At 65.4% G+C, this 22,134-nt stretch carries 20 protein-coding genes; 6 read left to right on the top strand and 14 right to left on the bottom strand.

The genetic code is table 11. The features are described from left to right. The 8 genes from ACK6AU_RS25750 to ACK6AU_RS25715 all read right to left on the bottom strand — a co-directional run. Window positions 1-495: MFS transporter (locus ACK6AU_RS25750; RefSeq protein ID WP_409302252.1), on the bottom strand; the 495-nt coding region annotated here is incomplete at its 3' end. A 92-nt stretch (window positions 496-587) separates the two neighbouring features. Beyond that, complete coding sequence (locus ACK6AU_RS25745; RefSeq protein ID WP_409302250.1) at window positions 588-1,448, bottom strand: NAD(P)-dependent oxidoreductase; 861 nt, start codon at window positions 1,446-1,448, stop codon at window positions 588-590. A 116-nt stretch (window positions 1,449-1,564) separates the two neighbouring features. Further along, complete coding sequence (locus ACK6AU_RS25740) at window positions 1,565-2,149, bottom strand: TetR/AcrR family transcriptional regulator (protein ID WP_185698845.1); 585 nt, start codon at window positions 2,147-2,149, stop codon at window positions 1,565-1,567. Window positions 2,150-2,247: 98 nt separating this feature from the next. After that, complete coding sequence (locus tag ACK6AU_RS25735; RefSeq protein WP_409302247.1) at window positions 2,248-3,009, bottom strand: ABC transporter permease; 762 nt, start codon at window positions 3,007-3,009, stop codon at window positions 2,248-2,250. Next, window positions 3,009-4,208, bottom strand: a complete 1,200-nt coding sequence (locus ACK6AU_RS25730) for an ABC transporter substrate-binding protein (RefSeq protein ID WP_185698843.1) — start codon at window positions 4,206-4,208, stop codon at window positions 3,009-3,011. The genes ACK6AU_RS25735 and ACK6AU_RS25730 overlap by 1 nt, the downstream gene beginning before the upstream one ends. Continuing rightward, window positions 4,174-5,013, bottom strand: a complete 840-nt coding sequence (locus ACK6AU_RS25725) for an ABC transporter ATP-binding protein (protein ID WP_409302245.1) — start codon at window positions 5,011-5,013, stop codon at window positions 4,174-4,176. Before ACK6AU_RS25725 ends, ACK6AU_RS25730 begins: the two co-directional genes overlap by 35 nt. Further along, entirely contained in the window at window positions 5,010-6,074 is a 1,065-nt protein-coding gene (locus tag ACK6AU_RS25720; RefSeq protein ID WP_409302243.1) for an acyl-CoA dehydrogenase family protein, read from the bottom strand. The genes ACK6AU_RS25725 and ACK6AU_RS25720 overlap by 4 nt, the downstream gene beginning before the upstream one ends. A 47-nt stretch (window positions 6,075-6,121) precedes the next feature. Beyond that, a complete protein-coding gene (locus tag ACK6AU_RS25715; RefSeq protein WP_022644311.1) occupies window positions 6,122-6,682 on the bottom strand; it encodes a carboxymuconolactone decarboxylase family protein in 561 nt (186 codons plus the stop codon). A gap of 104 nt (window positions 6,683-6,786) precedes the next feature. On the opposite strand from ACK6AU_RS25715, the gene ACK6AU_RS25710 reads away from it, so the two are divergent. Then, window positions 6,787-7,698 (top strand): cupin domain-containing protein, encoded by a 912-nt coding sequence (locus ACK6AU_RS25710; RefSeq protein ID WP_409302241.1) that lies wholly within the window; start codon window positions 6,787-6,789, stop codon window positions 7,696-7,698. Window positions 7,699-7,701: 3 nt separating this feature from the next. Here the strand turns inward: ACK6AU_RS25710 and ACK6AU_RS25705 are convergent, their stop codons facing one another. Then, window positions 7,702-9,216: an MFS transporter gene (locus ACK6AU_RS25705; protein ID WP_409302239.1), complete on the bottom strand. Its 1,515-nt coding sequence runs from the start codon at window positions 9,214-9,216 to the stop codon at window positions 7,702-7,704. An 89-nt stretch (window positions 9,217-9,305) separates the two neighbouring features. Here ACK6AU_RS25705 and ACK6AU_RS25700 point away from each other — a divergent pair, with 89 nt between their 5' ends. Beyond that, window positions 9,306-10,220 carry a LysR family transcriptional regulator gene (locus tag ACK6AU_RS25700; RefSeq protein WP_409302237.1) on the top strand — a complete coding sequence of 305 codons (915 nt, stop codon included), beginning with the start codon at window positions 9,306-9,308 and terminating at the stop codon, window positions 10,218-10,220. An 8-nt stretch (window positions 10,221-10,228) separates the two neighbouring features. On the opposite strand, the gene ACK6AU_RS25695 is transcribed toward ACK6AU_RS25700, so the two are convergent. Genes ACK6AU_RS25695 through ACK6AU_RS25675 form a run of 5 tightly spaced genes read right to left on the bottom strand, consistent with a single transcriptional unit; the run spans window position 10,229 to window position 13,997 of the window. Then, window positions 10,229-10,900, bottom strand: a complete 672-nt coding sequence (locus ACK6AU_RS25695; protein ID WP_409302235.1) for a methionine ABC transporter permease — start codon at window positions 10,898-10,900, stop codon at window positions 10,229-10,231. Continuing rightward, window positions 10,897-11,874, bottom strand: a complete 978-nt coding sequence (locus tag ACK6AU_RS25690; RefSeq protein ID WP_409302233.1) for a methionine ABC transporter ATP-binding protein — start codon at window positions 11,872-11,874, stop codon at window positions 10,897-10,899. The genes ACK6AU_RS25695 and ACK6AU_RS25690 overlap by 4 nt, the downstream gene beginning before the upstream one ends. After that, a complete protein-coding gene (locus ACK6AU_RS25685; protein WP_185698834.1) occupies window positions 11,871-12,674 on the bottom strand; it encodes a MetQ/NlpA family ABC transporter substrate-binding protein in 804 nt (267 codons plus the stop codon). The genes ACK6AU_RS25690 and ACK6AU_RS25685 overlap by 4 nt, the downstream gene beginning before the upstream one ends. A 27-nt stretch (window positions 12,675-12,701) precedes the next feature. After that, window positions 12,702-13,739 carry an isopenicillin N synthase family dioxygenase gene (locus ACK6AU_RS25680; protein ID WP_409302231.1) on the bottom strand — a complete coding sequence of 346 codons (1,038 nt, stop codon included), beginning with the start codon at window positions 13,737-13,739 and terminating at the stop codon, window positions 12,702-12,704. A gap of 42 nt (window positions 13,740-13,781) precedes the next feature. Then, window positions 13,782-13,997 carry a molybdopterin-binding protein gene (locus tag ACK6AU_RS25675; protein WP_022638908.1) on the bottom strand — a complete coding sequence of 72 codons (216 nt, stop codon included), beginning with the start codon at window positions 13,995-13,997 and terminating at the stop codon, window positions 13,782-13,784. Between the two features lie 232 nt (window positions 13,998-14,229). Between ACK6AU_RS25675 and ACK6AU_RS25670 the strand changes: the two genes are divergently transcribed. The 4 genes from ACK6AU_RS25670 to ACK6AU_RS25655 all read left to right on the top strand — a co-directional run. Further along, a complete protein-coding gene (locus tag ACK6AU_RS25670) occupies window positions 14,230-15,051 on the top strand; it encodes an aldo/keto reductase (protein ID WP_409302228.1) in 822 nt (273 codons plus the stop codon). 162 nt (window positions 15,052-15,213) lie between these two features. After that, on the top strand, window positions 15,214-18,180 hold the full coding sequence (locus ACK6AU_RS25665) for an ATP-binding protein (RefSeq protein ID WP_409302226.1): 2,967 nt from the start codon (window positions 15,214-15,216) through the stop codon (window positions 18,178-18,180). Between the two features lie 143 nt (window positions 18,181-18,323). Next, a complete protein-coding gene (locus ACK6AU_RS25660; protein WP_409302224.1) occupies window positions 18,324-21,503 on the top strand; it encodes a response regulator in 3,180 nt (1,059 codons plus the stop codon). A 77-nt stretch (window positions 21,504-21,580) separates the two neighbouring features. After that, on the top strand, window positions 21,581-22,134 hold a 554-nt coding region (locus tag ACK6AU_RS25655), incomplete at its 3' end, for a response regulator (RefSeq protein ID WP_409302222.1).

Genomic DNA, 22,134 nt, shown 5'->3' with positions numbered 1-22,134 from the left:
GCCCGCCGGGGCGCCCGGGGAGACGCCAGGCCACGGGCCCGGCGGCGGCCCCCCCCCGACCACCCCCGGGCCCCGCCCCTGCAACGCCGGAACCACCAGGCGCCGAGCGTAGCCGGCCAGCAAGCCCCAGATCAGCCCTGCAGCCATGCCGGCGGCGAACCGCACGACCAGGGTCAAGCCGTAATCAGTCGAAAGCGCCGTGAGGCTGTTGCACAACAGCAAGCCGCCGATGGCCAGCAGTAGCAATGGGCGGCGCCGCCAGCTGCGGGTCGCGGCGATCAACGGAATGGCCGCCACCACCGAGCCCAGGGCATAGACGCTGATCAACTGCCCGGCCATGGCCGGGTCGATGGCCAGGCCAGTGCTGATCTGGGGCAGCAGCCCGGCAGGCAGGGTCTCGGTAACGATGGCGATGAAGCCGGCCAGGGTCAGGGCCAGCAGGCGCCAGACCGGCAGCCGGCTGGCAACGGCCGGTACAGGTGGGTGGATAGTCATCCGCAAGGTACTCACGCAAGAAGAGAACAAAGCGCCGCCAGGCACGGTCGGACCGCGCCTGTACACGCCCAGGATCGATTGGAACAGCAGGCTCAGGCCAGGTAGGAGGCGGCCATGTCCTTGTCGCCGTGGCCCAGGTCCAGTGCACGCTGGAAACGCTGGATGCCGGCCTCGGACAGGTCCACCCTGACCCCGGCCTGCTGCGCCGCGGCCACCATCAATTGGGCGTCCTTCAGGGCGTTGGCCAGGGTGAAGCTCGGACGGTAGTCGTCATTGAGCATGGCGGCGGTCTTGGCCTGGAAATAACCGCTGTCCAGCGGCCCCCCCGTCACCAGCTCCACCACCAGCGCCGGATCCACGCCCAGCCCCTTGGCCAGGGCCAGGCTTTCCGCCGCACCGTGGGTCAAGGCCAGGACCCAGCTGTTGAGGGCCAACTTCAAGCGGCTGGCGCCGCCGGGCTGCTCACTGGCCCACAGCACCCGCTTGGCAATGGCATCGAACAGTGGCTGCAGCGCGATCCGGTGCACCTCGGGCCCCGCCCCCAGCACCAGCAGTTGTCCCTGCTCCGCCGGTTGCCGGGTACCCAGTACCGGTGCGTCGTAGAACACCAGCTCCCGGGCCCGGGCAAACGCCTCCAGCTCGGCGCAGGCCTGGACGCCGACCGTGGCCATCTGCAGCCACAACGTGCCCGGTTGCAAGCCACTGGCGGCCTGCTCCATGGCTGCCAGCACCGCCGGCCCGTCCTTGTGCAGGGTGATGATCACCTCGGCCCCGCCTACGGCTTCGCTCGCCTGCGTGCAAAACCGGACCCCATCGGCTGCCAGCGCCTGGGCCTTGTGCGGCGTGCGGTTCCAGGCCCGCACGGCGAACCCCTGGCGTTGCAGGTTGCGCGCCACCGCGGCGCCCATGATGCCGATACCCAGTACAGCCACGGAACGCAATTGCTTGGTCATCTTCGATTTCTCCGGTCTCAGCAATTAATGGAATGATCATTCCAATACAGGGTAAAAAAACCGGCCATTCCAGCGGATGGCCGATCAGTCTTGCCCATGGTTCGCAGCCTGGGGAGCTAGTCCAGGCTGGCCAGGGCGACTTCCACCACATCCAGCAAACGCCGGCGGCGCTCCTGCGGCAAACTGCCCTTGCCCAGTACCCGCAGGCCCTGGACGGTGCATACCACGAAGCTGGCCAGGGCCCGGGGATCCTTGTGCGCGGCGACCTGCCCCTGCTCCTGGCCGCGGCGCAACAGCCGCTCCAGGGCGGCCTCGATACGCTGGAAGTTCTGCGCCACCAGTTGCGCCACCAGCGGATCCTGCCCGGCGACCTCCAGCGCGGCATTGGCCGCCAGGCAGCCCAGGCGCTGGGCGTCTTGCAGTTCGTTGTCGACGATCTTCATCAACAGGCGCCGGACCAGCTCCGGGGCCGGAGCGTCTTCGGCCAGCAGCTCGACGTTAGCCGTGGTCAGTTGCTGGTAGCGCTTGAGCGCGCAGGTGTACAGCCCGTGCTTGCTGTCGAAGGCGTTGTACAGGCTGCTGCGGCTCAGGCCAGTGCCCTCCACCAGGTCCTGGATCGAGGTGGCGGCATACCCGCGCTGCCAGAACACCTGCATGGCCGCATCGGCGATCTGGTCGGGGTCGAACTCCTTGGGACGCACGGCAAGTACCTTTTCTGGAATGAACGTTCCACAATTTAGAGGTACAAGCGCTGTTCGTCAACCGCCCCGGAGGGGGACTCCAGGGCGGCGAGCTGGTTTCAAGCGTGGACCCAGCGCCGATGCAGGTCCCGGGCCAGGGCATCGAGGACAAAACCGAGGACGCCGATCAGCAGCACCATGGCCATCAGTTCCGAGTAGGCCAGGCGATCGCGGGTATCGAGGATGAAATATCCCAGGCCGGCGCTGACCCCGAGCATCTCGCACGGCACCAGCACGATCCACAGGATGCCGATGGCCAGGCGCACGCCGGTCAGTACATGCCCCAGCACCCCCGGCAGGACCACTTTGCGCAGGGTTTCCCAGCGCGTGGCACTCAGGCTGCGGCTCAGTTGCAGCCAGCGCGGGTCCAGTTGCCGTACTCCGGCCGCGGTGTTGAGCAGGATCGGCCACAGGGCGGCGAACGCCAGCAGGAAATAGATCGGCTGGTCGCCCACGCCCATCAGCATCACCACCACCGGCATCCAGGACAGCGGCGAGATCATCCGCAGGAACTGGAACGCCGGGGTGGTGGCCGCCTCCAGGTGCCGATAGCTGCCCACCAGCAAGCCCAGGGGCACGCCGATCAATAGGGCCAGCAGCAGCCCCACCAGGATCCGCTTGAGGCTCACCCAGGCATGTTCGTACACCTGGGGTTGCCCCAGCAGCTCGAACAGGCTGGCGAACGTCGCCTCGGGAGAGAAGCGTGCCGCCAGTCCATCGTCACCCGCCAGGTGCACGCCCAGCCACCAGCCCAGCAACAGGCTCGCCAGCCCGGCCAACCCCAGGCCCCAATGCCCCAGGGAGGAAGGTCGCTTGTCCATCAAGGGGCGAACTCCTCACTGCGCTCGAAGCTATCGGCCAGGCCGAAAGCCTTGAGCCCGCCGACGCTGGCGATGGCGTTGCGCACGAAGCGATCGTCCACCAGGTCCCGGGCGGTGTGCTGGGGGTCGAGAGCGGCAAGGAAACCCTTGTCGCCTTCGATCAAGGTGTCCTTCAGGCGCTTGACCAGTTCCTCGGTGTAGCTGGGGAACGGATACGGCTGGAAATCGATGCGCTGCTCATCCCATTGGCCATTGCGGATCGCTCCACTGGCCAGGTAAGCCTCGCGGTCCGTGGCGGCTGGCGCCAACACCCGGTCCAGCACCTGGGGCGCGTGGGGGGTGTAGCGGTTGCTGCCGTCCTTGGACAGCAATCGGGCGGCTTCGGCGCGGTGCTCGCGGGTCCAGAGCTGGGCCTTGACGATGGCGTTGACCACCTTCTGCGACCACTCGGGACGGTGGTTCAAGTCTTGCTCGTGCATGAACACCACGCAGCAGGCGTGGTTGCGCCAGACATCGCCGGTGAAGCGTTGTACCCGGCCGACCTTGAGTTCCTCGGCCAGGGCATTGAAGGGCTCGGCGACGATGTAGCCGGCAATGCGCTTGCTGGCCAGGGCCGGCGGCATGTCCGACGGCGGCAGCACCACCAGGTTGACCTCATTGGCGCCCAGGGCGCTGCCCGCGGCCTTGCTCACCGGCACCAGGCCGTTGTCGCGCAGCAGCTGCTGCAGCACCACGTTGTGGATCGAGTACCAGAACGGAATCGCCAGGGACTGCCCCGCCAACTGCCGGACCTCGGTGATGCCGGGAGCCACGGTCAGGCCGGAACCGCCGACATGGTTCCAGGCCACCACCTTGGCCGGCACCTGGCTGCCGTAGCGGGCCCAGACGGTCATCGGCGACAGCAGGTGGATGACGTTGACCTGCCCGGAAATGAACGCCTCGATCACTTGGGCCCAGCTGCGTAACAGCACCGGGCGTTCGGCCTTGATGCCCTCGGCCTCGAACAGGCCGTTGTTGTGGGCGACCAACAAGGGCGTGGCATCGGTGATCGGCAGGTAGCCGATGCGCACCGGCGCATCCGGCTCCAGGGCCGCGCGAGCCTGCAGGCTGTTGAGCAGCGGCAAGGCACCACCGGCGGTCAGCAGCGCGCTGAGTTTGAGGAAGTCACGACGCGTGTGGGTGAAGTCGTCCAGGCACATGGTCAATCTCCGACGATGCAGGCAAAGGGGAATTGAGGGGGTTGCGGCTCGCCCGCCGAAGGGTCTTGAGAATCTCGATGCGCAAGGCGCCCAGTTCCTCGATCCGTTCGGCGCGCGGAGCCGGCAGGTCGATGCGCCACTGGCCGAGGATGTGCGCCGGGCTGTTACCCAGTAGCAGCACCCGGTCGGACAGCAGCAGGGCCTCGTCGATATCGTGGGTGATCAGCAGCGCCGCAGTGCGGTGCTGGCCGATCACCTGGAGCAGCAGTTGCTGCATGTCGGCCCGGGTCACCTCGTCCAGGGCGCCGAAGGGCTCGTCCAGCAACAGCACCTGGGGTTGGCGGGCCAGGCAGCGGGCCAGCGCGGTACGCTGGGCCATGCCGCCCGACAACTGCGCCGGGTAGCGCTGGCGCGCATGTTCCAGGCCGACATCGGCGATGGCCTGGTCGATGCGCTCCTGGCGCTGGCGGGCACTCAGGTGCGGCTGGCGGGCGAAGTCCAGGCCAAAGGCGACGTTGTGCTCGAGGTTCAGCCAGGGCAGCAGGCTCGGGTCCTGGAACGCCACCGCAACCCGTGGATGGGGGCCTTCCAGCGCCTCGCCGGCCAGGCTCACCTGGCCCTTGTGCGGTGCCTGCAAACCGGCCAGGACCCGCAGCAGGCTGGATTTGCCGACGCCGCTGGGCCCCAGTACCGAGACCACTTCCCCGGCTTGCAACTGCAGGTCGAAGTCTTCCAGTACCGAGTGCCAGCCATCCGGCCCGTGGTACCCCAGGCTCACCTGCCGGGCGTTCAACAGGCCGCTCATGCAACGTTCCGCGCCTGGCGTTGCAGCTCGGCGCGCAATTGCACCAGGCTCGGGGTGACGATGGGCACGAACGCCGACTCGCGCCAGCGCCGGGCGAAGCCACTGCCGTGCTCGCACAGATAGGCCTTGCCGCCACTGGCCTGCAACTCCAGCTGCACGGCACTGGCAGTGGCTTCGGCCAGGGCGATGCGCACCCGGAACAGCGCCGCAGGCTGGCCGAGGAAGCGACCATCGAGCAGGCCGGCCTTGAGCTGCGCCACGCTCTGCTCCAGCGCCTGGCGCTGCTGTTGCAGGGGCTCCTGGAGTATCGAGCGTTGCCCCAGGTGGCTCTCGACTTCGGCCAGGGCCCGGCGCGCCAGGCCAATGGACAAGGCGCATTGCAAGCCGAGGAACCCCGGGCGCACCGCCGGCAGGAACACCCGGGCATCGTCGTGCAGCAGCCAGTCGCGGGTGAGCTGCACCTGCTCCAGGTCCAGGGCCGCGGTGTTGCTCGATTGCAGGCCCATCAGTTGCAGGTCGTCGGAACGTTGCAGGCCCGGCAAGGCATCGGGGATCGCCAGGATCAAGGGCGCACCGCCCTCCTCGCGTTCCACCGCTGCGGCCACCACGAACCCGCTCCTGCGCAGGTTGGTGACCCAGTGCAGGCGCCCGTTCAGGCTCCAGCCGTGTTCCTGGTCACGGGCGCGGACCTGCAGGGCCTCGATTCCGGAGAGGTACTTCATGGCGTTGGACAGCCCGGTGGCACCGGCCAGCTCGCCACTGAGCAGCGCTGGCAACAGGCGCTCGCGCAGGGCCTGGTTGGGGCTGTGCAGCAAGTACTCGATGAAGGCCCGCTGGCCCCAGCAGACGAACGCTGCCGCCAGGGAATGACTGGCCACTTCGGCCATGGCCTCCAGAGTATCGGTCAGGTCGCCGCCGCTTCCCCCCAGTTCCTGGTCGATGCCGATCCGTAGCACGCCACCGGCCGCCAGCTGGGCGAGCACCGACTGCGGGTCGCATTGCCCCAGGTCCAGTGCCTGGGCCTGGGCATCCAGCCATTGACTCAATTGCGTATCGAGCATGTGATTTCTCCTTGAAAAAGGCGCCGCCAACCTGCCGGCGCCCTGGCTCATTGACCTTGCGCGGACCAGCGATACTTGGCCAGCTCGGGGTTCAGTTCAGTACCGGCGAATACGTTGGCGAAGTTGCACAGGGTCGCCAGGCTGATGCCCAGGATCACCTCCAGGGCATTGCCTTCGCTGTATCCTGCGGCCTTGAATTCGGCGTAACGCTGGTCGCTGACCTTGCCGCGGGTGGCGATGACTTCCCGGGCGAAGGCCGCCAGGGCCTCCAGCCGGGCCTCGGGCAAGGTGCTCTGCTCACGCAGGGCGCTGACCACCGGATCGGCGAGTTTGGCCTTGTTCAGGGCCACGGCGGTATGACCTGCGACACAAAAATCGCAACCATGGGTGGTCGCGGCAATCAATTGCACCACTTCACGCTCGGCCAGGCTCAGTTCGGACTTGGCGTTGAGTCCCGAGACCGTGACATAGGTTTCCAGGGCAGCCGGGGCATTGGCCAGGATGCCCAGCAGGTTGGGAATGTAGCCTGAGTTCTTCTGGGCGTTTTCCAGGAATGGCCGGGCCGCTTCTGGAGCGCTGGACAAGGTGTGTAGAGTGACGCGGGACATGGAGTGGACTCCTGCTGTGTAGGTGTGCGTCAAGTCTGTTGGTTATAAGAATTCCGATCCATATTCTAAAGTAGCGATTACTTGCTCCTGAGTATTTCCCTTAGATGATTTCGTCGAACCCAATGGTTGATTGGTTATTAGAAGGCCTGGAGCTGGACGCCAGCCTGTTCCACGTCGGACGCTACTGCGGCGGCTGGCATGCCAGTACCCAGGGCCTGGCCCGGGCCAGTTTCCACCTGATCGTGCAGGGGCACTGCTGGCTGCATATCGACGGGCTGTCCCAGGCGGAGCGCCTGGAAGCTGGTGATGCGGTGTTCCTGTTGCAGGACCTGGACTACCGGTTGTCCAGCGCGCAGCAAGCCTCCCAGGCGCAGCAGTTGCCACGCCTGCCCATGGGCGCCCTGGACCTGGGCGCCCAGGATGGGGTCGGACTGGTGTGCGGTTTCTTCCACTTCAAGTCCGGGCTGTCGTCGCTGATCATCGAGGGCTTGCCCGGCTGGATCGTGCTGCGCGCCGGCGATCCATCGCTCGCCGCGGCCCGGGCCCTGTTCCAGCTGATTCTCGAGGAATGCCGGCGCGACCCCGCACCATCCGCCGCCCTGCTGGAGCGCCTGAGCCACTTGCTGTTCCTGTATGTGCTGCGCCAGCAAGTCAATGATCGCCAGGACCTGGGTGGCCTGGTGGCGCTGGCCCGGCACCCGGCCTTCGCGTCGTTGCTCGAGCAGTTGATCCAGCATCCCGGCCAGCCCTGGCCCCTGGAAAGCATGGCGGCCCTCACCGGCCTGTCGCGCTCGGCGTTCTTCAAGCGCTTCAACGAACTGGCCGGGCAATCACCGGGGCAGGTCCTGCTGGCCTTGCGCATGCGCCATGCCTGCCAACTGCTCAAGGCCAACCAGACCGTTGAACAAGCCGGCGCCGCCGTCGGTTACCAGTCCATCGCCGCCTTCACCCGAGCCTTCACCAAGGCCGTGGGCCTGCAACCGGGGGCCTATCGCAAGCAGCATGAAGGACGTTGAGCCTCAGGAGCGGCTCGGGCAACCCAGCGACCGTGGCTGGCGCAAGGCCAGGGCGCAACAGCACGCCGCGACCAGGGTGATGGCAGCCATTACCTGCAGCAACTGGGCGAAAGCCTGGCTATAGAGCTGCCACAGCAAGGGCTGCGACAACGCATCGGCCAGCGCCGGCAGCACGGCCCCATCCCCCATGGCCAGGGCGGTGGCCGCAGCCGCCACGGCACTTGGGTCATATCCCGGCAAGCCGTTGGCCAATCCGCCGACGAGCAGGGCCTTGAGCAAGGCCAGGCCGGCCGCCACGCAGATCGCTTCACCGCAGGCGCGCAGGGTGGTGAAGATGCCCGTAGCCATCCCGGCCCGCTCCACCGGCACCACACTGACCGACAGATCATCCATCAGCCCCCAGGGCAGGCCGGTGCCGATGCCGATCACCAGCAGCGGCCAGAGCAGCGCCATGGCCGGCTGCCCCACCGGCACTTGGCTCAACCAGAGCAGGCCGCCGGCAGCGATCACCAGGCCCAGGCACGACAGGCTGGCCGCGCTGCACCAGCGAACCAGCAGGCCCGCCACGAACGGCACCAGCGCCATCGGCGCCGACAAGGCGATCATCATCGCCCCGGCACGCCAGGGGCCCAGGCCTTCGATGCCGATCAGGCGCAATGGCAGGAGAATCAGCAGGACGATGAAGCACACGGCGGTCGCCACCGGCAACAGCTGGATCCCGATGAACCGTCGGTAACCGAACAGGCTCAGGTCCAGCATTGGCCGCCGGTGCCGCAACTCGATGTGGATGAACAACCCCAGGCTCAGTGCTGCGCCCACCAACAGGCCCAGGACCCGCAGGCTACCAAGGCCATCCTGGGGGATCTGCATGATGGCGAACGTGAGCGATACCAGGAAGGTGCTGAAGGTGAAGATGCCTGACTTGTCCAGTGCCTGGGCTCCGGGGTCGCGGCTCTCTTGCATACGCGGTACACCGAAGATCAGCACCGCGCCACCTATCACCGCCCCCAGCAGGAAGATCGATTGCCAGCCCGCTAGCTGTACCAGGGCCCCGGCAATTACCGGCCCGGAGGCCAGGCCCAGGCCGAAGGCGCTGCCCAGCAGGCTGAAGGCCCGGGTCCGGGCCCGACCTTCGAACGCCTGGGCCAGGGCCGCAGCGCCGGCTGCCATGGCCAGGGCCGCCGCGAATCCTTGCAAGCCCCGCAACAGATCCAGCAGCCAGACCTCGCGGCAGAAGCCGATCAGCAGCGACAACGCGGTGAAACCGGCCATGCCCAGGACGAAGACGCGCTTGCGCCCGTAGCGATCGGCCAGGGTTCCGGCCAGCATCACCGAACTGCCGAAGCTCAGGGCGAAGGCGTTGATCACCCAGGCCAGGGCCACCGGGCCGCCGCCCAGGGCTTGCTCGATGGCGGGCAAGGCCATGGCCGGGCCGGTGTACTCCAGGGGCAGGATCAGACCGGCGGCGCAGACCGCGAACAAGATCCAGTAACGATCGGTAGCTGAGGGAGAAGACATGGGACCAGGCTCGAAATCCAGTGAGCCTGTGATGCTATTACTGCGTTTTATGCATTGACATGACCGCCACGTCAAAATCAAATTGCGCCATGCGCAAGAATCCAGACAACGCCGCATGGCGGATATTTTTCCGGGTAGTGGAGCGCGGCAGCCTGACCCTGGCCGCCGAGGACCTGGCCCTGGAGCCCTCTTCGGTCAGCCGCCAGCTCACCGCCCTGGAGCACCGGCTCAATACCCAGTTGCTCAATCGCAGCACCCGCAAGATCAGCCTGACACCGGCCGGCACCCGGGCCTATGAACAGATGCGCCCGTTGCTGGAGGAGATGGACGCCTTGCTGGCCAGCCTCGACCAGGGCACTCCCGAGCTCTCTGGACGCCTGCGAGTCAGCGCCCCGGTGGCCCTGGGCGAACGTCATGTCAGCACCTGGCTCGCCGGTTTCCAGCGCCAGCATCCGGCCCTGGTCCTGGACCTGGTGCTGTCCGACCGGGCGCTGGACCTGATGGCCGAAGGCATCGATGTCGCGCTGCGGGTGGGCCACCTGCGGGCCTCGTCCCTGGTGGCCCGCCCCCTGGGACAGTTATCCCATGGCCTGTACGCCAGCCCTGGCTATCTGCGAGTCCATGGCGCCCCACTCCAGCCAGCGGATCTGGGCGAACATCGGGCGCTGGTCTACTCCTGGATGACCGAGCAGAACCCGAGCCAGCTGCTGCTCAGCCAAGCCGGCGAGGTGGCGAAAGTCGAGCTCAAGGCCAGCTTCTTCCTCAACAGCCTCGGCGCCATCCATAGCGCCCTGCTGGCCGGCGCCGGACTGCACGCCGGGCCGGACTGGCTGCTGGCGCCGTCGGCACGCCGTGGAGAACTGGTGAAACTCCTGCCCGACTGGCAACTCCCCGCCCTGCCGGTACACCTGATGCGCCTGCACAGCCGTTTCGTGCCCCAGCGCATCAGCGCCCTGTGCGATTGGCTGGAGCAGTGCTGGCAGCAGCTGGAAGACTTGCGCTGAGCGTCAGTTCAGCGCCGATGGGCCAGGGACCTGACCAGGCGATCGCCGGCACTCTGCACCCCCTGGACCAGCAGCACCAGGATCACCACAGTGGCCACCATGACCTGGTTGTTGAAGCGCTGGTAACCGTAGCGGATCGCCAGGTCCCCCAGGCCCCCGCCACCAATGACCCCGGCCATGGAAGAAAAGCCGATCAGCAGCACCAGGGTCAGGGTCAACCCGGCCAGCAGCGCCGGCAGCGCCTCGGGCAGCAGCACCTTGCCGATCACATGGCCGACATGCCCACCCATGGCCAGCACCGCCTCGATCCGGCCCTTGTCCACCTCGTCCAGGGCGTTCTCGACGATCCGGGCGAAGAACGGGAAGGCGCCGATGCTGATCGGCACCACGGCGGCGGTGCTGCCCAAGGTGGTCCCCACCACCAGCCGGGTCAGGGGGATCAGGGCGATCAGCAGCACCACGAAGGGCAGTGAGCGCCCCAGGTTGACCAACATCCCCAGCAAGCGGTTGAGTCGCACCATGGGGAGCAGCCCGTCCTGACGGCTGACGAACAGCAAGATGCCCAGGGGCAGGCCGATCAGCACAGTGAACAGCGCGGCCAGCAGCACCATGTACAGGGTTTCGCCGGTGGCGTTGAGCAGCAGTTGCGCCAGTTCGGACCCATCCAGTGCCAGGCTCATAGCCGCTCACTCCGCACACCGCGCTGGGCCAGGGCGCCCAACAGCTGCTCGAAGCGGCCTGGGTCCGCCGCGCCGGCAGCGATACGCAAGCGCCCTACCCGCTGGCCGGCCACGGTCTCCACGCCGGCGGCCAGGACCTGCAGCTTCAGCGCCTGCTGCTGGCTCAACTGTTCCAGTAGCGGCGCGGCGCGCTGGTTATCGAAAAAGGTCAATTCGGCCTGCAGTTGCTCGCCTGCCACAGGCAGGTTGTAGCCCGGCAGCAGTGCCCGCCCGAGCGCGGACTGCGGGTCCGCCAGCAGGCGCTCGATCGGCCCGCACTCGAGCAACTGCCCGGCAGCCAGCGAGGCCGCGTGGCTGCAGATCGCGCGCACCACCTCCAGTTCATGGGTGATCAGCACTATGGTCAGCCCCAGCTCACGGTTGATCCGTTGCAGCAGTTGCAGGATCGAGGCCGTGGTGTCCGGATCCAGGGCACTGGTGGCCTCGTCCGAGAGCAGGTAGCGCGGACTGGCCGCCAGGGCGCGGGCAATACCTACTCGTTGCTTCTGGCCACCGGACAACTGCGTGGGAAACGCCTGGGCCTTGTCGCCCAGCCCCACCAGTTCCAGCAACTCCAGGACCCGGGCGCGGCGTTGCGTCTTGGCCAGGCCGGCGATTTCCAGCGGTACCGCGACGTTATCCAGCACCGTGCGTGAATGCAGCAGGTTGAAGCCCTGGAAGATCATGCCGATGCGCTGGCGCTGGCGACGCAACTCGGCCCCGGACAGGCGGCCCAGGTCCTGGCCATCCACCAGTACCCGCCCGCTGCTGGGGCGCTCCAGCAGGTTCAGGCAGCGCAACAGGGTGGACTTGCCGGCACCACTGCGGCCGAGGATGCCGTAGATCGCTCCGTCGGGAATCTCCAGCGATACCTGCTGCAAGGCCGCCGGCTGGCCGTCACCGTAGCTCTTGCCCAGTTGCTGGACCTGGATCATGGCTGCTGGCTCGCGACCGGGAGTACCGAGCCGGCGAAGGTCCGGGTGATGAAACCGGCCACTTCGGGCGATGCCAGGTCCTTGGCCAGTTGGCGAATACGGGGATCGTCCTTGAGCTCGGGCGTGGTCACCAGGATATTGGCATAGGGGTTGTGCTCGGCCTGCTCCAGGCCCAGGGCATCCTTGGCCGGCACCAGCCCGGCCTCCAGGGCGTAGTTGCCGTTGATCACCGCCAGGTCCACGTCCTCCAGGGCCCGGGGAATCTGCGGCGACTCGATCTCGAGGATCTTCAGGTGCCGTGGGTTCTCGGCAATGTCCTTGGCAGTCGCCTGGTCGCGGGCCGGATCGCTGAAACCGGGCTTGAGGCGGATCAACCCATGGTCCTGCAACAGGTAAAGGGCGCGGCTAAGGTTGGTGACGTTGTTGGGCACCGCCACCGTACCGCCCTGGGGCACCTGGTCGAAAGCCTGATGCCGCCGGGAATAGATGCCCAAGGGTTCGATATGTACGCTGGCCGCCACCGCGAACGGTTGCCCGAGGGCCTGCTCCTGGGACTTGAGGTATGGCAGGTGCTGGAAGTAGTTGGCGTCCACATCGCCATGGGCCAGCAGCTCATTGGAGTTCACACCGTTGGGAATCTCGATCACCTTGAGCTCCAACTGGGGGTCGAGCTTTTGCACATAGGCGAGGATCTGGGCGTGGGGCACCGGGTCGGCGGCGACTCGCAGCGGTTGCGCGGCGGCGCCCAAGGGGCCGAGCCCGATCAGCAACGCCAGGGCGGACAGATAGGTCTTCTGCATGGGCAATGTCCTTGATCGACGAAAAGGTCAGGCACTCACGGCCTTGGGCACCAGGGCATCGGCATAGAAGCGCCGGGCCACATCCGGATGCGAACGCAGGCGGCCCTTGAGGTAGTTCCAGCCAACGTCTCGAAACAGCGGGTTGTGCGGGTCGCTGGCCGGGCCGCGGGCTTCGTCTCGCAACGCTGCGGGCAGTGGATACAGCGGCACTCGGGCATCCAGCTGGGCGCCGAGGAAAAACGCCAGGGACAGCCGCTCGCGCCCCGCCGGTGGCGACAGGACCCGGTGCACGGTAGCCCGCAGGTAGCCATGGGTGGCCAGCTCCAGCAGCTCGCCGATGTTCACCACCAGGGTGCCGTCCCGTGGCGGGGCATCGATCCAGCGGTCCTCCTCAACTTGCACTTGCAAGCCCGCCTGCTGGTCTTGCAACAGGAAGCTGAGGAACCCCGAGTCCTTGTGCGCCCCGACGCCCTGGTTGCTCTGCCCGGGCACCTGGCCCGGATAGCGGATCAGCTTGATATGTTCGTTGGGACGCTCACCGTACAGCTCATCGAATGCGGTCTCCGGCAACGACAATGCCAGGGCGAAGGCGCGCAGCAGGCGCAGGGACATGCCGGTCATCGCCTGCTGCCACTGAAGCAGCAACGGCTTGAATTCAGGCAACTGCGCGGGCCACTGATTGGGTCCTTGCAGGCGAACCCAGGGTGGGCTGTGCGGCTCCAGGTCCAGGGCCGGGCGCTCGGCTCCCAGGTCGAACTGTTCGCGCAGGTCCGGCTGGCCACGGGTGATTTCCGAGGCCGCGCGGGTGTAGCCACGAAAGTGCGGCGAGTGGATCATGTCCACCGCAGCCTTGTCGGCCTCGGGCAAGGCAAAGAAGGCCCTGGCCTGGTCCTGCACTCGACGCAACAGCTGGCTGTCGAGGCCATGTCCTTTGAGGTAGAAGAAACCGACATCCCGCGCCGCCTGGCGCAGGTCGTCGAGAAAGGCCTGGCGCGGTTCGGGCGTGGCGTCCAGCTGGGCCAGATCCAGGACAGGTAATGCAGTGATATCCAGCGAATGCGGCATGTTTCACTCCCCTGTGAATGATCATCTCCGAAGAGCGGTGCCTCAGAGCTTGGCGAGGGACACCTCGGTGGACTTGACGAAGGCGATCACCTCGCTGCCGACCTTGAGCTCCAGGTCGCGCACCGAACGCGTGGTGATCACCGAAGTGACGATGCCCGAAGCGGTCTGTACATCGATCTCCGAAACTACCTGGCCCTGGTGGATCTCCTTGATCACGCCCTTGAACTGATTGCGTACGTTGATCGCTTGAATGGTCATGCGGGCACATCCTCTGTTGGCACCGGACTCAGGAGTTGAGCGGCTGGCGATTAACATGCACCTTCGCTCAAATCCTTAAAAGGAATAAATAATTAGAACTTTATTCTTTTTAGAGATATGAAAGATTCCACCGTCTTGCTTTCATTCCCACGCCTTCGGTGCTTGACCGGCACTGGACGCTTTGTTTCCCTGTGCCCTTCCCTCATCGATCCACAGATGCCAGGAGATAGTCATGCGCAGGTTGCAGCTCGCCGGTATGCAGGTTCCAGTCATTGGCCAAGGCACCTGGCGAATGGGCGAGGATCCTCGGCAACGAGACCGGGAAGTCGCGGCATTGCGCGGCGGCCTCGACCTCGGGCTGAGCTTGATCGACACCGCCGAGATGTACGGCGAAGGCGGCGCCGAGGAGGTGGTCGGCCAAGCCATTGCCGGGCGGCGCGACGAAGTCTTCCTGGTCAGCAAGGCCTATCCCCACAACGCCGGCCGCAAGAGCCTGCCCCAAGCCTGCGAGCGCAGCTTGAAGCGCCTGGGCACCGAGGTCATCGACCTGTACCTGCTGCACTGGCGTGGCCAGTATCCGCTGGAGGAAACGGTCGCGGCCTTCGAGCGCTTGCGCCAGGACGGCAAGATCCGCCGCTGGGGCGTCTCCAACTTCGACGTGGCGGACCTGGACGAGCTCGATACGCCAGCCTGCGCCACCAACCAGGTGCTGTACAACCTGGAATCCAGGGGGATCGAGTTCGACCTGTTGCCAACCTGCCAGCGACTGGGAATGCCCCTCATGGCCTACTGCCCGATCGGCCAGGGTGGCGCCTTGCTGGCCGAACCAGTGCTGCAACAGGTGGCACGGCGCCACGGCGTTACACCGGCCCAGGTGGCCCTGGCCTGGCTGTTGCGCCAGGACGGCGTACTGGTCATTCCCAAGGCCGTGCATCCCGAACACGTGCGCCTCAATGCCGAGGCTGGCGAGGTGCAGTTGCAACCCCAGGATCTGCAGGAGCTGGACCAGGTGTTTCCGCCCCCTGCTCGCAAGCAGCGCCTGGGAATGGTCTGAGCCAAGTCCGCACTAAGCACAGGCAATGCTCCTGGTGAACGAACAACACTCGCCATGACACCAGGCAGGCCGTGGCCTTGTACTCAGACAAATCTAATTTGCCGTCGATGATTTAAGAATTGTCTGATGCCGGCCTGTCATGCCCACAATTACAGTTGGCGCATGAGATTAAAAAGCTATCTACATCAGATCAATCCTCTATTTTCCTCTCCCGAAGCAGCCCGCCGGCTGCTTCGTGTCGTTGCGCTGATCTTTCTCATCGTCCTGCTGGGCGCCGTCTACAACTTCCTGCGCTCGACCCTCAACAATGAACTGTCCCAGCGACGCAGCTACATGAGCAGCGCCATCACCGAAGCCCAGGCATTCTTCACCACCCGTAAAGCCCTGCTGGAAAGCCTCAGCCTGGCCGCCGTGTACCAGCCCCAGCCGATCACCGACGACCTCGCGCCAAGCAACGACGCCTCCGAAGAGATCCACCTGCGCCTGGGCTCGCCCGGCGAACACCAGTGGGGCCTCTGGCTCACCCAGCGCATGCGCGACTATCTCGAGCACAAGCAACTGACGCTGTTGTACGTCCACGCCGGGCCACAATACGAAGTCCAGCAGCTATTCAGCCCCCATCCGGAAACCACCATCCTGCCCCGGCCCCTGCTCACCAGGCTGTCCAGCCTGACACCCGGCGAAGTGCCCATGGGCGATGAGCTATGGCTGACGGATCATTCTTCCGGAGCGGCTCGGCTGTACATCTTCACCCGCCTCGACGAACGCTTCGCCGACTCCGGCTGGCTGGGCCTGGAGATGGACGGTAGCAGCGTCTCCGAAGCCCTGCAGAACCAGGACGCCGGTGACTTCATGATGTTCAGCTCCCTGGGCGGACTGCTCCTGAGCAGCACCCCCAACCTCCAACTGATCGAAGCCGTGCAGCGGATCAAGGGTGAGAGCTTCTTCGGTTTCCTGGGCAGCCGCTGGTGGCCCGACCATGTAGTGATCCGCAAACAACTCGGGACTTCCGACTGGCAGTTGGTGTACTCCTTCGACCTGTATGCCCTGCTTAGGACTCTCTTCCCCCAGTTGCTCGCCGCGTTGTTCATCAGTCTCTTCGGCATGGCCCTGATCGGCCTGCTGACCCACTGGATCGAGGTGCGCCTGATCGCTCCGGCACTGCATCGGATCCAGGCCCTGATCGAAAGCGAGGCGTTCAGCCGCGATGTGATCCAGATCGCTCCCGTGGCCCTATGCGTACTGCGCCGCAGCGATGGCCAGGTGGTGTTGGAAAATGCCCTGTCCCAGCAATGGCTGGGCAATGGCAGCGAACGCCAGCAGTTGTGCACCGGCTGGATCGCTCGGGCATTCGAAGCCAATCGCTCCGACGGCTCGGACTATTTCGAGACCGCTGGTGGCCGCCACCTCTATCTCAGCTCGGCACCCACCCGCTACAAGGGCGAAGACGTGCTGTTCTGCGCGTTCAGCGACATCACGGCACGCAAGCAGATCGAGGCCACCCTGGAAGAAGCCAGGCGCCTGGCCGATACCGCCAATGAAGCCAAGACGCTGTTCCTGGCCACCATGAGCCACGAGATCCGCACGCCTCTGTACGGAGTCCTCGGAACCCTTGAGCTGCTGGCGCGCACCCACCTTGACGAGCAACAACGGGATTACCTGCGGGCCATCGAAGGCTCCTCCGGCACCCTGCTGCAACTGATCTGCGACGTGCTCGACGTATCCAAGATCGAGGCCGGGCAACTGGCCCTGGAACTCAGCGAGTTCAACACCCTGGAGCTGGTGTACGAACTCGTCCAAAGCTATGCCGCAGCTGCCCGGGCCAAGGGCCTGCAACTCTATGCCTGTATCGATCCGCAATTGCCGGAGATGCTGCTGGGCGATGTCACGCGAATCCGCCAGATCCTCAGTAACCTGTTGAATAACGCGGTCAAGTTCACCGACTCGGGACGCATCGTGCTACGAGTCGGGGGTGGCCACCGCGATGGCTCGCACAGCGACTTGGTCTGGCAAGTATCCGATACCGGCCGGGGCATCTCCCGGGACGATCAGGCAATGATCTTCGAGCCTTTCTACCAGACCGGAGGCAACACCAACGTCGTCGCTGGCACCGGCCTGGGCCTACCGATTTGCCAGCGCCTGACCCTGTTGATGGGGGGCTCACTGCGCATGGTGAGCGAGCCGGGACTGGGCAGCAGCTTCAGCCTCACCCTACCGCTGGAAGCTGGCACCGCCTCGCCACGACTCATGCCCGCCAGCCCGTTGCCTGCGCGGATGATCCACGTGATATCGCCGGTCCGCGAACTGGCCGAGTCGGTGACCGGCTGGCTACGTCGTTGGGGCGCGCGGGCCCAGGTCGGCCTGTCGGGTTGCAGCGGCCATGACAGTGACAGCGTCCTGATCGAAGTACACCCCGGTATCCTGGAGCAAAGGCTGGAACCCGGCTGGACCGGGCCGCTGGTACTGGCCTGCGGTGACGGTCACCACGCGACACCCACCCACGAAGGCGCCTGGCAGGTCAACAGCAACGATCTGCGGGGGATCCACCAGGCCGTCAGCCAGGCCCTGGGAGTCTGGGTCAACCACGACGAACACCACCACGACAGTCGCGACCTGAAGAAACTCAGCCTGCATGTGCTGGTGGTCGAGGACAACCTGATCAACCAGTTGATCCTCAAGGACCAGCTGGAAGAACTGGGCTGCAGCGTGGAGCAGGCGGCCAACGGTGAAGAAGCGCTAGGCATCTGGGAGAACGGGGATTTCGACGTGGTGCTGACCGATGTGAACATGCCCAGGCTCAACGGCTACCAGCTAGCCAGGGAGCTGCGTCGTCGCGGCTGCTCGGCCCCCATCATCGGGGCGACGGCCAATGCCATGCGCGGAGAAGAACAATTGTGCTTCGACGCCGGGATGAATCATTGCCTGGTCAAACCCTTTGTATTGAGGGCGTTGTTCAACTACCTGGCACTGTATGAAAAAACCGCCCATGAAGCTGCGAAACACTTCGAGCGCCGAAAGATCGCGGCTCCCGGAACTCGACATTCTGGCGCCCCGCCACCTGGCGGCGAACCTCGGCGCAGCAAGCCGCCACCGGCCTGGACGGTAGCCCCACGACCGGGCGCCGGCTGACTCGCAGGGAACTGGCCTGCGGTGTGGCCCATCCGGCACTGATCTCCTCCCACCCTCTGTCCCGGCCCTCTTCGGGACCTAGAACCGTATTCAAAGAAACAGCCCCGTCAGCGGGTCTTAGCCATGTGTTCGGTATATCAGTGATGAAGTCCCCCACTCTCTTTCCAGATTGCCTGGTTCGCTGCCAGCCACGGCTAAACCTGGGCTTGTTGATCCTGCTCGGGCTGGCCCTGCTGTGCACCAGCCTGGGCTGGACAACGGTGTGCTTGGTGGAACGTCAGTCCGATACGCTGCGGGTGCACTTCATCCGGTTGATGGAGAACATCCAGGAGCAGGAACTGTTCCTCAAGCGTGCGGCGAGCCTCGCTCTGGCCAGTTCGTACCAGGCCAATACCCGCTATCCGCTGCGATTACCTACCGCCTTCGCGCCTCTGGTCCATGGCAGCTGCGCTGATCGGCCCCGGTCGGGCTCCATGGTCCCGCACCGCCCACTGGTTACCAACGACCTGCCGCGACTGCTCATGGTGGGCATGCATTTGTCGACGTTCTATCGAAGTTTCTGGTCCGGGTCCCACTACAGCCCACCCAAGGTGCTGCTGCTCAATGCCTGCAGCGGTTTCGACCTGGCTACCCTCGCGCCTCGTGTCCGCTCTGAAAAGCTGGACGCCCGTGCTGATACAGACGCTCCGTCGGTGCCGGAGCTGCGCCTGGCGCTACTGAAGCAGCGACGCCTCGTCGCGCAACCGGTTGACTGGCAACCGTATTCCCAATCCGGCTCGACCGGCAGCGGCGCCCAACTGCTGGCCCACATCACCCTGCAGCTGGCTCCGACACAGCTACAGGTAATGGGAGCCGACGGCTGGATGAAGATGGTCTCGCTGCTGGCACTGGACCAAGCCGGCAAGCTGGAGGGTCTCCTGAGCGCGCCGGTCTATGACGACTTCACCCTGATCGACCCGGCAGGCACCGTGCTGGCCGGTTCCCTGGGCTCGACCACGACCCTGCACGATGGCGCGAATTTCGACCGCCAGGGCGTCATCCTGAAGTTCACCAGTCACACTCCTCCATGGACCGGTCTCTACCGCATCAGCTACCGCAACCTCTACGGGCAAGCACCACGGGCCATGACCTGTCTGCTGGGGTTGGTATTGGGAGCGGTCGCCTGGGGCTGGGGAGCCAGCCACTGGCAACGCAATCGCAAGCCAGTCGCGCTACACCCACACCATGAGCAAGTGGTGGAAAGCGAAGCCTTCAGCCACACCCTCATCGAGAGCGCCCTCACGGGCCTGTGCGTAGTTCGCCGAGAAGACTTCAAGCTCCTGCTGGAAAATCCCTACGCTCGGCAAGGAGCAGGCAGCAGCGGCCTGCTATCGATGCTGGCACAGGACCCGCAACGTATCGACGACGGCGAGACCTGCCTGGTCGTCGGAGGGCGCCACTTGCAGGTGAAGTTCGTCGCGACGCGCTACCAGAACCAGGACGCGGTGCTCTGCACCTTCAATGACATCAGCCAGCAAGTTGAAAACAGCCTGGCGCTGAAGCTGGCCACGCAGGCGGCGGACCAGGCCAGCGAAATCAAGGCCCGGTTCCTGACGATCATGAGCCAAAGACTGCGGACACCGCTGTACGCAGCACTGGGGACCCTCGAACTGCTCGGCCTGACGCCACTGGATCCGCGCCAGACCAACTACCTGCACACCAGCCAGCGCTGCTCGAATGCCCTGCTCCAATTGATCAGCAATGTTCTCGACATCTCTCGGATCGAGGCCGGGCATATCGGCATCGCTCCCGTGGAGTTCTGTCCGCTGGACGTGGCGGAGGCAGCCCTGCAGGAGTTCGCGGCCGCGGCCCAGCAGCGAGGGCTGCAACTCTACGCCTCCATCGATCCCCAACTGCCAGACCTGTTATGGGGAGACGCCCGGCGGATTCGCCAGGTACTCGACAACCTGCTGGGCAATGCCATCAAGTTCACCGACAACGGCCGGGTGGTGTTGCGCCTCCGGCTGCTGGGATCGATCGGACAGCAAGCCTGCATCGAATGGCAGGTCACCGATACCGGCATCGGCATCCCCGCGGCAAAGCAGGCGCATCTGTTCGACCTGCATCAGCAGTTGAACGATGTCTCCAGTCGTGCCGGCTTTGGCCTGCCCCTGTGCCATCGGCTCTGCACCCTGATGGGTGGACAATTGCAGGTCACCAGCGAACCTGGATTGGGCAGCAGTTTTTCCGTGCGCCTGGAGATGCCGCGCCTGCCCGGCTCCTTGCCAGGCCTGACGCCCCTTCCGGACGGGCCTCCCGTGCACGTCCGGGCACCAGTACCGGAATTGACGAAAAATATCTGCGACTGGCTCAACCGCCTGGGCATCCAGGCCTCGCCCGCGCCTGCCGAATGGAGCCAGCAGCCGCAACACCGGGTCCTGGTCGACCTGCTACCCCGGACAGCCCTGTACTCCTGGCCAGGACCGCGGGTCAGCGCGCTGTGCGACCCATCCCAGGAACGACAATCCCGGGACCAGGAGTGGATAGTCAGCGCATACGATATCCGGGCCATCGCCAAGGCGGCCTCCCGGGCCCGCCAGGGACAACTCTCTGCCCAAGCCCCGGCGGTCGATGTCACCAGGAACCCGTTGTGCCTGCATGTACTGGTGGCCGAGGACAACCCCCTCAATCAGGCGATCATCCAGGAACAACTCCAGGCGCTGGGCTGCCGGTCAACCCTGGCGGACAATGGCGAGCAGGCCCTGCAGTACTGGCAACCACGGCTGTTCGACCTGGTGCTGGCAGACCTCGACATGCCGCTCATGGACGGCTATGAGCTGGCCCGGCAATTGCGCCGGCGCGACCCACAACTACCGATCATCGGCATCACCGCCCATGCCCTGGGCGAAGAGCGCAGCCGTTGCCTCGCCGCCGGGATGAACGCCTGGATCGTCAAGCCCATGGACCTGCAGCACCTGTGGCGGCAACTGTCGCTACTCTGCCCGCCCACGGTCGATGCACTTGCGCCCCAGGCATCGGCCCCCCGACCCGGTGACCTGGAGTTCCCGCAGCTCTCTGCAAGGATGCGCCCGTTGTTCGTCGAGACCCTGAACCACGACCTGCGACGCCTGGATCACACACTCGCCAGCGTCGACCTGCAAGCTGCCGCGGAACGCCTGCACAGCATCGCCGGCGCCCTGGGGGCCGTGCAGGCTCGAGCCCTGGCCAGGGCCTGCGCCGAACTGGAGTGCCGACTGCAGGACGAGCCATGGAGCCCATCCCTGGAGCAGCAGGTCCGGCAGCTGATGCAGCGGTTGTCCGAGCTGCTGGCGTTTCTTGAATAACCAGGGGCGGTGATTGCATATGCCGCCCGTCCTACGTTCACCCAGCCGATTGGCGTACTAAACGGATTGTCTCTGTCATGGAAAAACTCAAAGTAATCATTGCCGATGATCACCCCATCGTGCTGCTAGGCATCCGCGAACTGATGGAGCGCGACGAACGCTTCGAGATCGTCGGCGAGGCGATGAGCTCAGGGGAGCTGGTTCAACTGCTGGAGAGCCGGCGCGTGGACCTGGTGATCACCGACTACAACATGCCCGGGAACTCGCCCTACGGCGACGGCCTGAAGCTGGTGGAGTTCATCACCCGTCACTTCGAACGCGTGCAGATTCTGGTCCTGACCATGATCTCCAATCCGCTGATCCTCAGCCGCCTGCAGGAATTGGGGGTCATGGGGATCATCCAGAAAAACCAGTTGCACGAGGAAATCCAGCTGGCTCTCAAGGCCGTCGCCCAGAAAGGCATCTACCGCAGCCCAATGCCCAGCAGCCACTCGGTGGTGGAGTCGAACGTGGCGCTCAACGAGCGGATCTCGGCCTTGTCGCCCAAGGAATATGAGATATTGCGCCTGTTCGTATCCGGCAAGAGCGTCAGCGAAATCGCCCGCAGCCAGAACCGCAGCTCCAAGACCAT

It is taken from the genome of Pseudomonas sp. KCJK8993, from assembly GCF_046230915.1.
GTDB lineage: Bacteria > Pseudomonadota > Gammaproteobacteria > Pseudomonadales > Pseudomonadaceae > Aquipseudomonas > Aquipseudomonas piscis.
Note: the sequence above shows the minus strand (reverse complement) of the source record. Positions and strands in the feature narration are given on the sequence as shown.

Bases quoted from the DNA above. Each gene is read 5' to 3' on its own strand.
- ACK6AU_RS25745 (WP_409302250.1), bottom strand. From the start codon at position 1,448: ATGACCAAGCAATTGCGTTCCGTGGCTGTACTGGGTATCGGCATCATG.
- ACK6AU_RS25735 (WP_409302247.1), bottom strand. From the start codon at position 3,009: ATGGACAAGCGACCTTCCTCCCTGGGGCATTGGGGCCTGGGGTTGGCC.
- ACK6AU_RS25730 (WP_185698843.1), bottom strand. From the start codon at position 4,208: ATGTGCCTGGACGACTTCACCCACACGCGTCGTGACTTCCTCAAACTC.
- ACK6AU_RS25725 (WP_409302245.1), bottom strand. From the start codon at position 5,013: ATGAGCGGCCTGTTGAACGCCCGGCAGGTGAGCCTGGGGTACCACGGG.
- ACK6AU_RS25720 (WP_409302243.1), bottom strand. From the start codon at position 6,074: ATGCTCGATACGCAATTGAGTCAATGGCTGGATGCCCAGGCCCAGGCA.
- ACK6AU_RS25715 (WP_022644311.1), bottom strand. From the start codon at position 6,682: ATGTCCCGCGTCACTCTACACACCTTGTCCAGCGCTCCAGAAGCGGCC.
- ACK6AU_RS25710 (WP_409302241.1), top strand. From the start codon at position 6,787: ATGATTTCGTCGAACCCAATGGTTGATTGGTTATTAGAAGGCCTGGAG.
- ACK6AU_RS25705 (WP_409302239.1), bottom strand. From the start codon at position 9,216: ATGTCTTCTCCCTCAGCTACCGATCGTTACTGGATCTTGTTCGCGGTC.
- ACK6AU_RS25700 (WP_409302237.1), top strand. From the start codon at position 9,306: ATGCGCAAGAATCCAGACAACGCCGCATGGCGGATATTTTTCCGGGTA.
- ACK6AU_RS25695 (WP_409302235.1), bottom strand. From the start codon at position 10,900: ATGAGCCTGGCACTGGATGGGTCCGAACTGGCGCAACTGCTGCTCAAC.
- ACK6AU_RS25690 (WP_409302233.1), bottom strand. From the start codon at position 11,874: ATGATCCAGGTCCAGCAACTGGGCAAGAGCTACGGTGACGGCCAGCCG.
- ACK6AU_RS25685 (WP_185698834.1), bottom strand. From the start codon at position 12,674: ATGCAGAAGACCTATCTGTCCGCCCTGGCGTTGCTGATCGGGCTCGGC.
- ACK6AU_RS25680 (WP_409302231.1), bottom strand. From the start codon at position 13,739: ATGCCGCATTCGCTGGATATCACTGCATTACCTGTCCTGGATCTGGCC.
- ACK6AU_RS25675 (WP_022638908.1), bottom strand. From the start codon at position 13,997: ATGACCATTCAAGCGATCAACGTACGCAATCAGTTCAAGGGCGTGATC.
- ACK6AU_RS25670 (WP_409302228.1), top strand. From the start codon at position 14,230: ATGCGCAGGTTGCAGCTCGCCGGTATGCAGGTTCCAGTCATTGGCCAA.
- ACK6AU_RS25665 (WP_409302226.1), top strand. From the start codon at position 15,214: ATGAGATTAAAAAGCTATCTACATCAGATCAATCCTCTATTTTCCTCT.
- ACK6AU_RS25660 (WP_409302224.1), top strand. From the start codon at position 18,324: ATGAAGTCCCCCACTCTCTTTCCAGATTGCCTGGTTCGCTGCCAGCCA.